The following is a 14,852-nucleotide window of genomic DNA, read 5'->3' as shown; positions in this document are numbered from 1 at the left end:
CAGCCGACCGGGATTTTTTGCTTCATGTTCAGGAGACGCCGTTGAAGTCGGCGACCTTGAGGTTGTGGGTGCCGTCGAGCGTCAGTGCGAACTCGGCATCCGGGTCGCCATCGACGCTGCCGCGGATCACGGTTACGTCGGCTCCGTCGCGGGTCTCGTGCGTGACCACGATCTGGCCAGCCCCTGAAAGCGTCGTGCCGCTCGAGAGCGTGAAGCCCTGCTTGCCGGCCTGCCCGCTGTTTGCATCGATCGCCGAGAAGTCGATCCGGTCACCCGGCGAGAAGCCGTAGATCGTGTCGCCGTCGGCCGCCGCCACCGAGGTGAAGCGGAAGACGTCGTCGCCAAGGCCGCCGTCCATGATGTTGACGGCTGTCGAGGCGGTGATCTCGTCGTGACCCGAACCGGCGATGATGTTCTCGAACCCGTAGATCGTGTCGGTGCCGACCTCGGCCCCCACTACCTGGCCGCGCCCCATGAAGCCGTTGCCGAGATCCACCTTGAGGTTGCCGGTCGCCACCGAATAGTCGAGCGTGTCGACGCCATCGCCACCCCAGTAGCTGTCGGAACCGTCGTTGAGCGTGGCAAGCACGGTGTCGTCGCCGTCACCGGCCCAGACCTTGTCCGCCCCGGCGCCGCCTTCGATGATGTCGTTGCCGGCATCGCCGTAGAGAAGATCGTCGCCGCTATTGCCGAACAGCGTGTCGGCACCCGCCCCGCCATGGATCTCGTCGTTGCCGGCTCCACCGGAGGCGACATCATCGCCATCGCCGCCGGACAGCACATCGTCGCCATCCTCGCCGCGCAGCACGTCGTTGCCGCCATCGCCCGACAGAATGTCGGAGGCTGCGCCGCCGAGCAGGATGTCGGAAGCCGCGCCGCCCAACAGCACGTCCGACGCCGAGGTGCCGACCAGGGTGCGGGCTGCAACCGGCAACGGCACGCCATTGCCATCGCCATCGCCGGATCCCGATCCGTCGTCCGTACCACAGCCGTCGTCGTCACCGTCGTCGTCCGAGCCACCATCACCGTCGTCATCATCATCGTCGTCGTCACCGGCGACGAGGGTTGGCGTATCGCCGCCGAAGGTGATGGAATGCCCGCCATTCGAGAGCGTCGTGGTGCCGTCGCCGTTGTCGGTTTCCTCGTAGCTCGCCGGGTCCGCGCCGACAGGGATTTCGATCACGTCCTGGGGACGCAATGCACCGACGATCGTGTCCTGGCCGCCATTGCTGCGGAAGACGATGCGGTGGGCGGACGACAGGCTCGAAATATCGACCACATCGTTGCCGGCGGACCCTTCGATCGTGATCGTCGAGTAGTTCAGGCTGGTCGTGTCGAAGTTGCCGATGACCTGGATCGTGTCGCCCCCGCTTGCGCCCCCATCCGGTCCGCCATTGTTGTTGTTGTTCGTCACGTTCAGCGTGTTGACGCTGATCTCCTCGATGTTGTCGAGTTCGGCAATCACGCTTTCGGTACCGTTGACCGTGCGGGTGATCACGATCTCCGTCGATGCAAGGAAGGTCGTGTTCAGGCTTGCTGCCAGACCGGCATTCTGCCCGGCGGTAACCGCATAGATGCGGAACAGTTCGGCTCCCTGAACTCCGTTCAGAGTGTACGTGTCACTGCCGGCGCCGCCATCGATGATGTCGCGTCCCTGGTTGCTGGTTTGGTTGATGTTGTCGTCGCCGCCGCCAGCAAAAATGATGTCGTTGCCCGCGTTGCCGTTCAGCGTGTTGGCGGCATTGTCGCCGACAAGTATGTCGTTGCCGGTCCCGCCGTCGATCGGTCCGCCGGCGTCGCGGACCACGTCGACGGTTGCCGTATCGGTTCCCGTACCGCGGTAGGTGAAGGAACCACCATTGGTGAGCCCGTTGTCGGTAACCGTGACACCGTTCGGGCCAAGGGTGGCCGCGACGCTGTTCGTTCCTGTGATGGCCGAGATCGCCAAGGGGCTGTCGGGATCGGTGTCGTTGGCAAGCAGCGCCCAGCTCGGAATTGTGAACGGGTTGCCATTGGTCCAGTTCGTCACGATGCGATCGTTGTTGGCGATCATGGGGTCGTCCACGGCAACCACGCTGATGGTCGCTGTAGCCGGCTGGCTGTCGCGGATGCCATCGTTCACCGTCACCTCGATCGTCCGGGGCGTCGTGCTCGGATTATCGGAGGAGTTGGAAAAGCGAACCGAGTCCAGCGCGCGTTGGTAATCTGCGGCACTCGCCTGGCCCGTGAGCTGCAGGACGATTTCGCCGGCGATCACGGCTTGCGAGACCGCGATGGCGGTGGGGCGCCCGTTCGCCGTGGTCGCCGTCAGTACGTCGCCGGCCGCCATGTTCTTCAGGACGACGCGGGCCGAAGCGATCATCTCGTTGGTGGTAATGCCCGACAGGCTGGAGATGCCGACGGCGGTCTGGTTTTCGGTGAACGTGCTGCTCCAATTGTTCGTGCCGTCGTCCACGGGCGTGGTGTATTGAACGTTCACGTTGTCGATCAAGACAGACTCGGCGTTGCTGTTCACACCACTGAAGACAAAGCGGATGGCCGACGAGGCCGAGAAGGGGCCGGCAAGCGCGAGGTTGGCGCTGCCGTCGTTGGCGTTACCGTCGATCGTGCGGATTGTGGTGAAGGTGACGCCGTCGCTCGAATACTGCACCAGAAGGCTTTCGCCGTTGTCGAGGCCGGTTTCTTCGTAGTCGAAACTCAGCGTCGCAGTGCCCGCGCCGACCATGGAAAGATCGACGGTCCGGGTGATCGCCGCGCCCGCCGGCGTCGAGCCGAAACCGGTGTCCTGCCGGAATTCAAGCTGGCCGCCATTGATGCGGATTTCGCCCGTGGTCGCCACGTTGGTCGTACGGTCGCCCGTCTCCGCCCATGCCGAAGTCCACGTCGCCGATCCGTTGGAGTTGGCGTAGTTCGCGGTGCCGAAGGCATCGCGATAGTTGCCGCTGTCGAAGGCGTGCAGGTCGAGCGATGGGCCGCGCAGGTCGAGAACCCGGTCGGCAAACTGGATGCGTTCGATGTTGAAGAGGCGGTCCGTCCCCTCCGCTTCGAGATTGCGTCCGGTCACCGGGTCGATGACGCCGGCGGTCGGGTCCGTGTGGGCGACCGTGACGCTGCCGTCGGCATTGAAGGTGACCTCGTAGTTCTCGAAGTTGTCGTAATAGACGGCCGTGTCGACATCGCCGGCCTTGCCGCCGTCGACGATCTCGCGGACGACCTGCAACTGGCTCGGCTTGATTTCGCCCGAAAACAGACGGCTCTGGATGTCGGCGATCGAGTCGACGCTGAAGGCGGACCAGCCCTGACCTTCACGCGGCGAAACGAGGATGCGTACGTTCAGCCATTTGTCGCCGTCGATGATGTCATTGCCGCCCATGCCGCGGATCGTGTCCGAACCGCCGCCGCCGAGGATGATGTCCGACCCGTCGGACGTATCCATCACGGCGACCTCCTTGGGCCCTGCCGGGTTGATCGGAACGCCGTTCGCATCGAGGTTGTGCGGATTGTAGAGGTCGAAGCGCTGGAGATGGGCGACAAGCTCGCGCAGGCCCGCGATCCGGTCGACATTCTTTTCGAGCAGCGCGTTCGAGAAGCTCTCGATCGGCGCATCGGCGTCGACCTGGGCGGCATTGCCGTTTGGATCGTACCCGCCGATGACCACGTCGCGGCCGGTGAGGGTATCGTTGCGATCCCAGCCGGACAGCCCTTCGACCAGATCATAACGGTCGCGCAGGATGTTGTTCTGCTGATTGACGAAGATGCTGATGTTCATGTTCGCATCGGCGTCGTAGTTGTTGTTCTTGAACGTGGTCCAGTCGAAGCCGGCCATGCCGTTCGAACGGTTGATGCCGATGCCCTGAACCATGATGTCGTCGCCGGATTCGGCATCGAAATCGGTGTCGTTCTCGCCGGCGATCATCACGTCATGGCCGATGATGCGCGAGTTGAAGAACAGCTCCGAATTGTCGCCCGTGAGTGTCGTCATGTTGCCCTGGGCTTCCATCCAGTCGTCACCCTCGTTGCCGAGAATGGCGCCGCCGCCGCCGGTGGGCGCGCGGATGAAGTCGTTGCCCTGGCCGCCGGAAAGCGTCTTCTGATCCTCGCCGCCGGCCAGCACGTCGTTGCCGTCGCCGCCGAAGATCAGATCAAGGCCCATGCCGCCGTTGATGACGTCGTCGCCGCCTTCGCCCTTGATGACGTCGCTGGCGCCGATGTCGGTACCGCTATCGGTGATGATGTCGTCGCCGTCGCCGCCGTGCAGATGGTCGACCCCGAAGCCGCCCTCGATGCGGTCATCGCCCCCCTCGCCCCAGATCGTGTCGTCGCCGGCACCCCCGATCAAGGTTTCGCCTGTGTTCGTGCCGCCGAGCACCACGTGCTCTTCGCCGGTGAACCGCAGGTAATTCGTGCCGCGAATAACGAGGGAATCAGTGCCCGTAACCGCGGAGATCACGTCGGCCTCGCGGGTCGGGTCGGCATTGCCGAGCCCATGGTTCCACTGCTTGGTCTGATCCATCGTGATGATGTAGTCGGCCGTCTGGAAGGCCGAACCATTGATATGGAGCCCGCTGTCTTCGGTGTCGGTGTTGCGGCGGATGAGGTCGGCGAAGCTGTCGGCCTCGAGCTCGTTGAGCAGGTTATGCCCTTGCGTACGGCTCAGGTAGTAGAAGCGGTCGGCGTTCTGGAGGTTCTGGATCTGCAGCTCGAAGACGAAGGTGAAGGTCGAGCCCAGCATGCCGCCGAAGGGCATCAGTGCTTCGGCAAGGCCGCCGATCCAGAAATCCACCTTGTTGAGGCCGGTTTCCCGCGTGGCCCATGCGCCGGTGGAGTTCAGATAGTCCAGTCGCGCCTGGCGCTCGGCCGCCGTTTCGCCGGTCGTGCCGAAAACGAGATCCCAGGCAGCATCCCGCTTGGCTTCGGCCGTGGTGGCAGCGACGATCGTCTCATGGGTGCCGTAAGCGGCGATGAAGTTGACGATCGAAAGCGGGTTCTTGATGTGCAGGGCGAAATCCGCCCAGCTTTCATAGGGCTTGAGGTAGCTGTCGTTCGTCTGTTCGTAGATCTGGCGTCGCGCCTCGTTGAGCGAGGGAATGCCGGTTTCGCGCGCTCGCGTGATGTTGATCGCCGCAAGGTCCAGCGGCAGGCCGACGAGGTTGTTGCGTAGCGCGCTGGTCATGAACTCGTCGATTTCGTTGCCGACCTGCTGCGTCATGCCGCGAATGATGGCGCCGGAGGCAGCGTGTGCATCGACACCCGCATTGTTGAACGCCAGCGGGTTCAGGAAGGCTTCGATCAGGCCGAGTTCTTGCGGTGTCGCCGCACCTTGCGCATTCAGCGTGAGCATCTCGACGTTTTCGGTAAGCATCGAGTGGCCGAAGCGATAAACGACCTGGGCGAATTCTTCGAAGATCGCGCCGTCGAGTTCGACGGAATGGGAGAACACGAAGGCATCGATTTGCGGCGCGACGGCACGGACGAACTCCTCGAAGACGAGGTGCTGATAGACCATTTCCGTCGAGAAACGCGCCGCCTGGAAGAGACGCTCGCCATCCCAGACAAGGCCTGCGGAACTGGTCGGGAACGTGGTCACGTCGACCAGCAGCCACTCGTTGAGCAGCGCCAGGTCTCCCTCGGCCAGCACCGTCGCCTTGATGGCGCTGACCTGGCGGTTGTGCTCGCTGTGGAAGACCGAATGGGTCGCCGTCAGCGCGATGTTCTCGTTGCCGCGGCCATCGCCGACGACGAAGTGGGCGTCGAGCAGTTCGTCATCATAGGTGACGTTGACGCCGAACGCGTTCGGAAGGATCGGGTTGCCGGCAACGTCGTCGTCGTCCGCAACAACGGCAACGGGCGCGGTTAGCGGGTTCCGGTCGTGATCGACCGGGCCGCTCGGTACGGCGCTATGGGCGATGTCGTTGAGGAAGGCGCGGCCGGCGCTCAGCGCCGTGACGCCATCGAGCGGGTTCGCAAGATTGCCCTCCACAGGTCCGTTGACGGTGATCATCAGCGGCAGGCCGTTGGGTCCGCGAACGAATTCGCCGTAGAGGTCCGTTACCAGGAGCGGCACGCTATGGACGTTCAGGTCGCTAAGCTCGATGCCGAGCAGGTCCCTTGCCTGGTTCTTGATGTCGGCCCAGGTCGGCGGCCCACCGGTTGCGCCCTGCAGCATCTCGCCCGTTGCCAGGGGCTTGCCGTCCACCAGCACATACTCGCGCAGGAAGACCTGGTGCGACGGATTGGACGTGTAGACCTGGTTGAGGTCGATCCACGGCGTGGTCTCGTTTTGATGATCGCGGATGTCGTCGGCCGTACCGAGCTGACCGTCAGGACCGGGATCGTTGGTCGCGCGGGTGAGGACCATGAAATTGGTCTGGCTACCCACGACGTAGAGCGGATCGTCCGGCTGCAGCGGAATGATGACGTTGCCGCTGCCCCCCTTCGAGGTCAGATCAAGGCCGTGGTCGAAGAACTGGCCGAAGATGGTCATGAAGCCGTTGAACGAGGCAGTGTCCCCGAGGTCGGCGGCGACGTTCTTGATGAAGACGTTGTCGCCATCCATCGTCACGCCGTGAGACGAAAGCTCGTCGATGACGGCAGCATCGGCCGCGGCGGCCGCAGCTTCGGCGGCTGCCGTCGCCGCACTTCCGGTCGGGATTGCGTCGCGCACGGCAATCGCATCATTGAGCGCATCCGTCGCGTCCGCCAGGTCCCCCGCTGCTAGCCCCAGGGCCGCGTCGGCGCTCGCGAGTGCCGAGGAGGCGCTTGCCGCAGTGCTTTGGGCACTGTCGACGGCGCTCGTCAGGTTTTGTTGCTCGGCCACCGCGTCCTGTAGGGCGACCACTGCCGTCGTATGATCTGCCTGCGCTGCCGTCAGGGCAGCCGAAGCGTCTTCCAGATTCTCGACTGACAGATTGTAGGCGATTTCGGCATCTTCCCGGGCATCCACGGCCTCGATGTAGAGCGCGCTGTTTGCCGGCGTTGGATTGTTCTGGAACGCCGTAAGGGCGGCGCTCTCCGCCTGCTCGGCCAAGGCAAGATTGGCAAAGGCGACGTTGCGTGCATCGGTCGCGTTCGAGACCGCCACCGCGGCAGCCTGGCTGGCTGCAAGTGCCGTGGCGGCAGCCGCCTGGGCGCTTACGACCACAGGCGCATGGGCATCGCGCGCCGCGATTGCCGAGGCCAGGGCGGCATTGGCGCTTGCGAGTGCCTGCGCCGCTCCCGACTGTACGACCACGGCCGCGTCATAGGTCGCCTGCGCCGTTGCTTGTGCTGCCTGGGCGTTGGCGACGACGACATTGGCGGCAGCGACCGCGGCAGCGGCATTCGCAGCCGCGGTCGCGACGGCGGCATGCGCCGCCCGTGCGACGGCCTGGAGATCCATGACCGTGCGCACGATGCCGAGGGCTTCCGCCCCCTTGATATCGACGGACGCAAGCGCTCCGGCTATCGCTGCCGGATTGTCGAGCGACTGGTCCGCGACGATATTGGAGATCAGGCGAGGCTGGCTGTCGTAAACCGTACCCGATGGGTCGGCGTAACTCGTCTGCTGTCCGTTGCGCGGGTTGATTTCGGCCGGCGCGTAGTTCGGCGTGAGCAGGCGCACCATCGTCTGGTCCGACGAGCCGAGATGGGTCATGTTCGGCTGGAAGTTGTTGTACGAGCCGTCGACCGTGCGAAGGCCGTATGGAAGGAGCGGGTTGGAAACAAGCTCTGCAAGGGCAGTGCGCGGATCGGCGCCGCCGTCGATGGCCGCCGTATGGGCTTCTGCGATCTTGATCTGCTTCAGGATGAAGTCGAGGTCGTTCCGGTTAAGCTTTACCATTTTTCCCTCCATCGGAGCACCCCGCGGTCGCGGTCGCCCGTTTTCAAACAAAGTTCCACCACCCGGCGGTGAGGCTGTCCTCCGCGGCGCGCCGGTTGCTTTTCGTGTCTCGTTGGTGAGCCGAATAGGCCTTTTGATGCTCGTATGGTGAGCCTCGGCGCCGACGAAAGAAACGGCGCAAGGTCGAACGAGATTGTCGACGAAGGTTTGAGCGGATTTCGGACTAGTGGACGTGCGCCGATGGCATTGGTCCAATGAAAAACCTGGACTTAGGTCCAGTTCTTCTTTCTCCCGTAGAAATTGACTGGAGAAGCTCTTTCAATTTGTCAGAATAGTGCGATCATCGCGAAAGCGGCTTGGCCGGGGCACTGCATTCCGCGGCACGCAATCCGAGAGGAAACCGCGCAGCGTGACGGAGCATTCAGGGGGTATTTCGCATGAGATCGCCGCGCCAGCGGAGCCGGCGCTAGTGGGCCGCCGTCGGCTGTTGCTGCCGCTACGACAATGGTTTGGCCGGCAGACCCTCTCCATGCAGTTCCTGCTTGCCTGCGGTGTACTGATCTTTCTGGTCGCTGCCGTCTCCGGCTATCTCATCTCTCGCGAAGTGTCTCACAATGCGGCGGTCGATCGCGCAGCTGCGACGGCTCTCTTCATGCAGAGCATTCTCGAACCGGCCGGAAACGACCTTGCCCAGTCGGGCCAGCTTTCGCCGGAGCGCCGACTTCGTCTCGACGAGCTTTTTGCCGAACCGCAATTCAAGGACCGGTTCCCCTATTTCGAGCTCTGGCTGCCGGATGGGTCGGTCGCCTACTCCACGTCCAAGGAACTGATCGGCCGCCGTTTCAACCCGCCGCCGGGGCTTCTACGCGCGCTCAAGGGCGATGTTGCCGCGGAATACACGGACCTGACGGCGAGCGAGCACACGATGCGCAGCCTGAGCACGCGCTACCTGGAGATCTACAGTCCGCTGCGCCGGTCCGATACCGGCGACGTGGTTGCCGTCGCGGAGATACACGAGGATACGGATACCCTGCACTGGGAGATCTTCGAAGTGCGCCTGATGGGCTGGACGGTCGTTGCCGGCGCATCCACCCTCATCATGCTCGGACTGCTCGCAATCGTGCATCGCGGCAGCGCAACGATCGAACGACAGCGCCTGCGGCTGGAGCAGCGCGCCGAGGAAGCCGAGCGGGTTTCCGAAGAAATCCGCGTCCTGCGTGATCGCGCGAGGATCGCCTCCTTGCGCATGACCGACTCCAACGAGCGCCTGACGCGCGGAATTGGCGCCGACCTGCATGATGGTCCCGCGCAGCTTATCGGCTTTGCCATCCTCCAGACGGAGCCCGTGCGCGTCGCCCGGTCCAAGTCCGAGCGCGAAGAGGCCCTGGAGGTGATCTGTGGCACGCTGGAAGAAGCCCTGAAAGAAATCCGCCTGATCGCGCGGTCGCTGCTGCTCCCGGATATCGAGCATCTGGACCTTGACCAGGTGATCGAGCGGGCGGTGAAACTGCACGAGGCGCGAACGGGAACCCGGGTGGCCATCAAGGGCAGCGGCAGCAGTTTGCCGCTCCCGCCGGTTATCAAGACCTGCATCTACCGTTTCGTTCAGGAAGGGCTGAACAACGCCCACCGCCATGCGAACGGTCAGGGCCAGGCCGTGCGCTGTCGCATCGACGGCACCGTTCTGAACCTCAGCGTCCGCGACCATGGCGGCCCTTCTGCCAAGCGCAGCCCCGGCGACAAGCAGGACGGCAGCGGTCTGGGCATTCACGGCCTTCAGCAACGGGTGGAAAGCCTTGGCGGTACGTTAAAGTTCGTGCATCGAAGGGATGGGGCGGAGCTGCAGATGACGCTGGATCTCGGGGGAGGAATGCTCGATGGATGAACCATCGTCGGTCATCGTCGTCGACGACCACGCACTCTTTCGAATGGGCGTTCTCCAGGCACTGTCAGCGCACAAGCGCTTTGCCGTCGTCGGCGAAGGAGGCTCGAAAGAGGATGCGCTCCGGCTCGTAGAGAACTGTCTTCCGAACGTGGCGTTGCTCGACATCTCCATGCCCGGCAACGGGATAGACGCCGCCCGTGAAATCTCGGCGCGATGGCCAAAGACGAAGATCGTGATGCTGACAGTGTCGGAGGAGGACGACGACGTCTTGGAGGCACTCGATGCCGGTGCGGCCGGCTACGTGCTCAAGGGGGCGCCGGCGCTGGACTTGATTACGGCGATTTCGACCGTTGCAGAGGGGCGAGCCTATTTGTCGCCCGCCCTTGGCATGCGCCTGTTCGGCGTCATTCGCAATCGGACCGAAGGGCATCGGGTGGAGCGGCTGGTCGACAAGCTGACGCCGAAGGAAGCGATCGTCTTCCGCCTGCTCGGACGCGGCTGCACCAACCGGACGATCGCCGAGGAGATGAGCGTACAGATCAAGACGGTGAAATTCCATGTCGGCCGGCTGCTCATCAAGCTCGGCGCCAAGAACCGGGTCGAAGCGGCCCTCCTGGCGCAGCGACATCTGAAGCTTTCGGCAAACAGCAAGACGTGAGCCGGATCGCCGGCGGGGCTGGTGCATGCATCTGGCCGAAACCGCGGACTCGGAAACGAACTCGCTGGCAGGTCACCGGTTCTCCAGCCGCTTGATACCCTGATGCGCGTTGCGATCCTTCAGGCTCAATCGGTGCGCTTTCAGTTGTTGATTTGGCGAATGTCGTTATCGCAAAACCGCGGCGCACGTTGGCGCGATATGCTCTAGTTGATCCGCTCGCCCTCGCCGGCGCCCTTCGGAATCACATCCAGCCGCTGAGCCGCCAGCACCACTTCCAGGCGGTTCCTGGCATCGAGCTTCTGCATGAGCACGCTCATGTAGTGCTTCACCGTCTTCTCGCTGATATCGAGACAGCGCGCGATCTCTCGGTTGGTGCTACCACGCATCAGGTGACGGACGATCTGCTCTTCGCGAAGGCTGAGGCGCTGCTGCGCCTGTTCGCGCCGGCGCATCTCCGCAGTCTTCATCGCCATGATGACCTTGGTGGCAAAGCCTGCCGAAATGAAAGTCTCCCCGTCATAGACCATGCGGATCGCCTGGTGCAGGTCGCTGGCCCTGCTGCCCTTGAGCACATAGCCGGCAACGCCGTAGTTCAGCACCTGGATCGCCGTTTCTATGCTTGAATTTGCCGTGAAGACGATGATGCGCGTGCCCTGGTATTTTCGAGCAATCAACTCGATGGCCGCGACCGCATCCCCCGGCATGCTGAGATCGAGGACGAGCACGCGCGGCGAATGATCTTCGACAATTCTTAAGGCATCGACAGCGTTTTCGCCCTTCGCAACGATCTCCAGATCGCTCTTTGCGGAAAATACGCTGATTAAGCCGTCAAGCAAAATAGGGTGATCATCGACAAATGCCACGGAAATACACATGGAAACCAGCCCAAAATTAGAAGCAATAATAAAATAACATTGCAAAATCGCAGAGATACTACGCATTCAAATTTATGCAGTTACGAACAAATACATTCGATATCGGATATCAATACATACGAAAATTAAAGCACACCGCACAAAGCTTCGTGCATCCTCGTTCATTCGGTACGTGCGGATTCGAATGACCTCCCCGCCCTCCGATCCTCAAATACTATTACAGAAGAACTCAATTTTAAAGTGCATGCTTAAACATAGGTTAATTTTAGGGGTTTGACGAGTCGCTGAGCGAGAAGTGACGTCGTCGCGCAAAGCCCCTGTTCGCCGATCGGCACATCTGCGGCCACATGTCGGAACAAATCCGCTTATCAAAGGCCTTGCCGTCGGCAGGACGGTCGATTTCAATGCGCTCTGCCCGATCTCCATATGGCTCGGATGCCGCTGACATTTGCCGAATGGGCGGTGAAACGTGGAAAACGCGTAAAGGACCTCGCGATGCCCAGAGCCGTCATTGTTGGTGGAACCGGACAGATCGGCCTTGCGACGGCCCGCCGGCTGGTCGGCCAAGCCTGGGATGTGACAATCGCCAGCCGGCGCGCCACGACGTTGCCGGAAGGCTGCCACCACGTCGAAGTCGACGCTCGGGATGTCGATCGACTGCGCGCCGTCGTTGGTTCGGACACCGATGTCATTCTGTCTTGCGTCGCCTTCGACGCGACCGATGCCGAATGTCTAGCAGAGGCGGGGAAATCCGCCGGTCGCATCGTCGCGATCTCAAGCGCAAGTGTTTATCGAGACAACGAAGGGCGAACACTGGACGAAGCCGCGGACTGCGGATTTCCGGTTTTCGCTGGACCGTTGACCGAAGAGAGCCCAACTGTTGCCCCTGGGCCGGAGACCTACTCGACGCGAAAAGCGGCAATGGAACAGACACTTCTGGGTCTCGCCGGCTGCCCGGTCACGATCCTGCGTCCCTGCGCCATTCACGGCCCAGAAAGCAGACACGCCCGCGAATGGTGGTTCGTCAAAAGGCTGCTGGACGGCCGGACGGCTGTTCCCTTGGCCTACGGTGGCCGGAGCCAGTTCCAGACGACATCCGTGGCCGCCATCGCCAATGCCGTGCTTCAGGCAGCCGATGGACAGTTGCCGCCAACTGCCAATGTTTCCGACGCCGACAGCCCCACCGTTGCGGAAATCGGCCACGCCATCATGAACATTCTGGGGCGGCGGGCAGAGCTTATCGGCTTGCCGGAGGCGCCCGTTTATCCACCTGTTCTTGGTGCGACGCCCTGGTCGATCCCCTCGCCCATGGTGGTTGCAGGCACGGCAGGCCCGACTGCCACCTACGGACAATCGGTCGCACCCACCATCCGATGGCTTGTAGAGCATGACAGAAGCGACAATTGGCAAGAGCACCTGCCGCAGCTTGCCGCATATCGAAATGAGCATTTCGGCTACGAGAGAGACGATCGCGCGCTGCAGCTTCCGGAAGCGACATCGATCGCCTCTTGAACCCGTGGCTTGGGAAACTCTCCACGTGCCGAGCCAAAACGCGGATTTGGAACCGGCCTCCTGATCTTGGCAGCACAAGTTCCTATATTACAGTCGATCTCCGGCGCTGGCCCGCGGCCAGTGCGAGACAAAAACGAAGAAACGCTCATGAAACAGGTGGAGGATATCTGAATGACCGAGAGAGCTGTTCTGGCCGGCGGTTGCTTCTGGGGAATGCAGGATCTGATCCGCAGGCTCCCCGGCGTCACCGGCACCCGCGTGGGCTACACCGGCGGCGATGTGCCCAATGCCACCTACCGCAACCACGGAACCCATGCCGAGGGCATCGAGATATTCTACGACCCGGCGAAGACCTCCTATCGGCGGATTCTGGAGTTGTTCTTCCAGATCCACGACCCCACGACGAAAAACCGCCAGGGCAACGACATCGGCACCTCCTATCGTTCGGCGATCTACTATGTCGATGACGAACAGAAGCGCATTGCCGAGGACACCGTCGCCGATGTGGAAGCCTCCGGCCTGTGGCCGGGCAAGGTGGTGACGGAGATCGAACCTGTCGGCGATTTCTGGCAGGCGGAGCCGGAGCACCAGGATTACCTGGAGCGCTATCCCAACGGCTACACCTGCCACTTCCCGCGCCCGAACTGGGTGCTGCCGCGACGGTCCGCAGCGGAGTAACCGACGCCGGTCGAGCACCTGATAGAGCCATGTTCGCATGAACCGCCAGCTTCTGCGGACATGGACGCCGGCCGCATCATTCGCGTTCAGGACAGTCGTTGCGCCCTTGGGATGATTGTTCTCCTTTTCTGGAGCATCACATGAACTTCAACAGTCAGCGACTTGAATTTACCGGACATTCCGGCGCAACTCTCGGCGCCCGCCTCGACCTTCCAAACGGCCCGGTACGGGCCTATGCGATTTTCGCCCACTGCTTCACCTGCTCGAAGGATCTGGCGGCGGCGCGTCAGATCTCGGCCGAGCTCGCGCGCGAAGGGATCGCCGTCCTGCGCTTCGATTTCACCGGCCTCGGATCAAGTGAGGGCGAGTTCGCCTCGACGAATTTTTCCTCCAACATCGCCGACCTGCGGTCGGCCGCCGACTATCTGCGGCAACACTTCGAGGCGCCGTCGCTCCTGATCGGCCATTCGCTTGGCGGGGCCGCCGTCTTTGCGGTTGCCAAGGAAATTCCCGAAGTCCGCGCCGTGGCGACGATCGGCGCACCCGCCGACGTCGGCCATGTGCTGAAGAACTTCGGAGCCAGCCTTGAGGAAATCCAAGAGAAGGGCGCCGCCGAGGTCGATCTGGCCGGTCGCAGGTTCCTGATCAAAAAGCAGTTCGTCGATGACGCCTGCGCCCAGCGCCTTCACGAGGCTGTGGCGACGCTCAGGAAACCCGTTCTCATTCTCCACGCGCCGCTGGATCAAACCGTCGGCATCGAAAACGCCAGCGACCTCTTCCATGCGGCCAAACATCCCAAGAGCTTCGTTTCGCTGGACAAGGCCGACCATCTGCTCACCGATCCTGCCGATGCCGCCTACGCCGCCCGGGTGATTGCAGAGTGGCTGAGCCGCTATCTCGTGGCCGACAGTCCGCAAGGCACGAAGCCAGTGGAACAGGTCCAGGTGACGGAAACGGGCGAAGGGAAATTTCAGAACTCGGTTCAAGCCGGCAGGCATCGCCTCTTTGCCGACGAGCCGCAAAGCGTGGGCGGGTTCGATTCCGGACCATCGCCTTACGACTACCTGTCGATCGGGCTCGCGGCCTGCACCTCGATGACGCTGCGCCTTTACGCCGACCACAAGAAGCTGCCGCTCGGGCGCGTCAAGGTGGAGGTCTCGCATTCCAAGATCCATGCGCGAGATTGCGAAGACTGCGCGGCATCGGAGCGTTCCGATGGCGGAAAGATCGACCAGTTCGAGCGGCTCATATCGATCGAGGGCGAGGTCGCGGACGAGCTTCGCAGCAAGATCGAAGAGATTGCCGACAAGTGCCCGGTCCATCGCACGCTCGAAGGTATTGCCAGGATAACGACCGCGGTGAAGTAATCTGCAGGCGGCAGAATTTTTCTTTGTAGTATTCCGCTAGTACCCGTTGCTTTGCCCG

7 protein-coding genes are annotated in these 14,852 nt (G+C 62.5%); 5 read left to right on the top strand and 2 right to left on the bottom strand.

Annotation, left to right across the window (positions count from 1 at the left end; translation table 11 throughout):
* Positions 1–28: 28 nt before the first annotated feature.
* Positions 29–7,819: a peroxidase family protein gene (locus tag OKW20_RS28880; protein WP_429177721.1), complete on the bottom strand. Its 7,791-nt coding sequence runs from the start codon at positions 7,817–7,819 to the stop codon at positions 29–31.
* A 409-nt stretch (positions 7,820–8,228) separates the two neighbouring features.
* Here OKW20_RS28880 and OKW20_RS28875 point away from each other — a divergent pair, with 409 nt between their 5' ends.
* A complete protein-coding gene (locus OKW20_RS28875) occupies positions 8,229–9,704 on the top strand; it encodes a sensor histidine kinase (protein WP_429177719.1) in 1,476 nt (491 codons plus the stop codon).
* Positions 9,697–10,362, top strand: coding sequence for a response regulator (locus tag OKW20_RS28870; protein WP_429117707.1), 666 nt, complete (start codon positions 9,697–9,699; stop codon positions 10,360–10,362). The genes OKW20_RS28875 and OKW20_RS28870 overlap by 8 nt, the downstream gene beginning before the upstream one ends.
* Positions 10,363–10,565: 203 nt before the next feature.
* Here the strand turns inward: OKW20_RS28870 and OKW20_RS28865 are convergent, their stop codons facing one another.
* Positions 10,566–11,303 (bottom strand): response regulator, encoded by a 738-nt coding sequence (locus OKW20_RS28865; protein ID WP_429177717.1) that lies wholly within the window; start codon positions 11,301–11,303, stop codon positions 10,566–10,568.
* Between the two features lie 369 nt (positions 11,304–11,672).
* On the opposite strand from OKW20_RS28865, the gene OKW20_RS28860 reads away from it, so the two are divergent.
* The 3 genes from OKW20_RS28860 to OKW20_RS28850 all read left to right on the top strand — a co-directional run bounded on the left by OKW20_RS28860 (position 11,673) and on the right by OKW20_RS28850 (position 14,794).
* The gene (locus tag OKW20_RS28860) at positions 11,673–12,749 is read left to right on the top strand and encodes an NAD-dependent epimerase/dehydratase family protein (protein ID WP_429177715.1); all 1,077 of its coding nucleotides are present in this window, start codon (positions 11,673–11,675) and stop codon (positions 12,747–12,749) included.
* A gap of 171 nt (positions 12,750–12,920) precedes the next feature.
* Positions 12,921–13,427, top strand: coding sequence for a peptide-methionine (S)-S-oxide reductase MsrA (gene msrA / locus OKW20_RS28855; RefSeq protein ID WP_429177713.1), 507 nt, complete (start codon positions 12,921–12,923; stop codon positions 13,425–13,427).
* Positions 13,428–13,567: 140 nt separating this feature from the next.
* The gene (locus tag OKW20_RS28850; protein WP_429177711.1) at positions 13,568–14,794 is read left to right on the top strand and encodes a bifunctional alpha/beta hydrolase/OsmC family protein; all 1,227 of its coding nucleotides are present in this window, start codon (positions 13,568–13,570) and stop codon (positions 14,792–14,794) included.
* Positions 14,795–14,852 lie beyond the last annotated feature (58 nt).

The organism is Ensifer sp. LBL, from assembly GCF_050435225.1.
Lineage (GTDB): Bacteria > Pseudomonadota > Alphaproteobacteria > Rhizobiales > Rhizobiaceae > Ensifer.
Note: the sequence above shows the minus strand (reverse complement) of the source record. Positions and strands in the feature narration are given on the sequence as shown.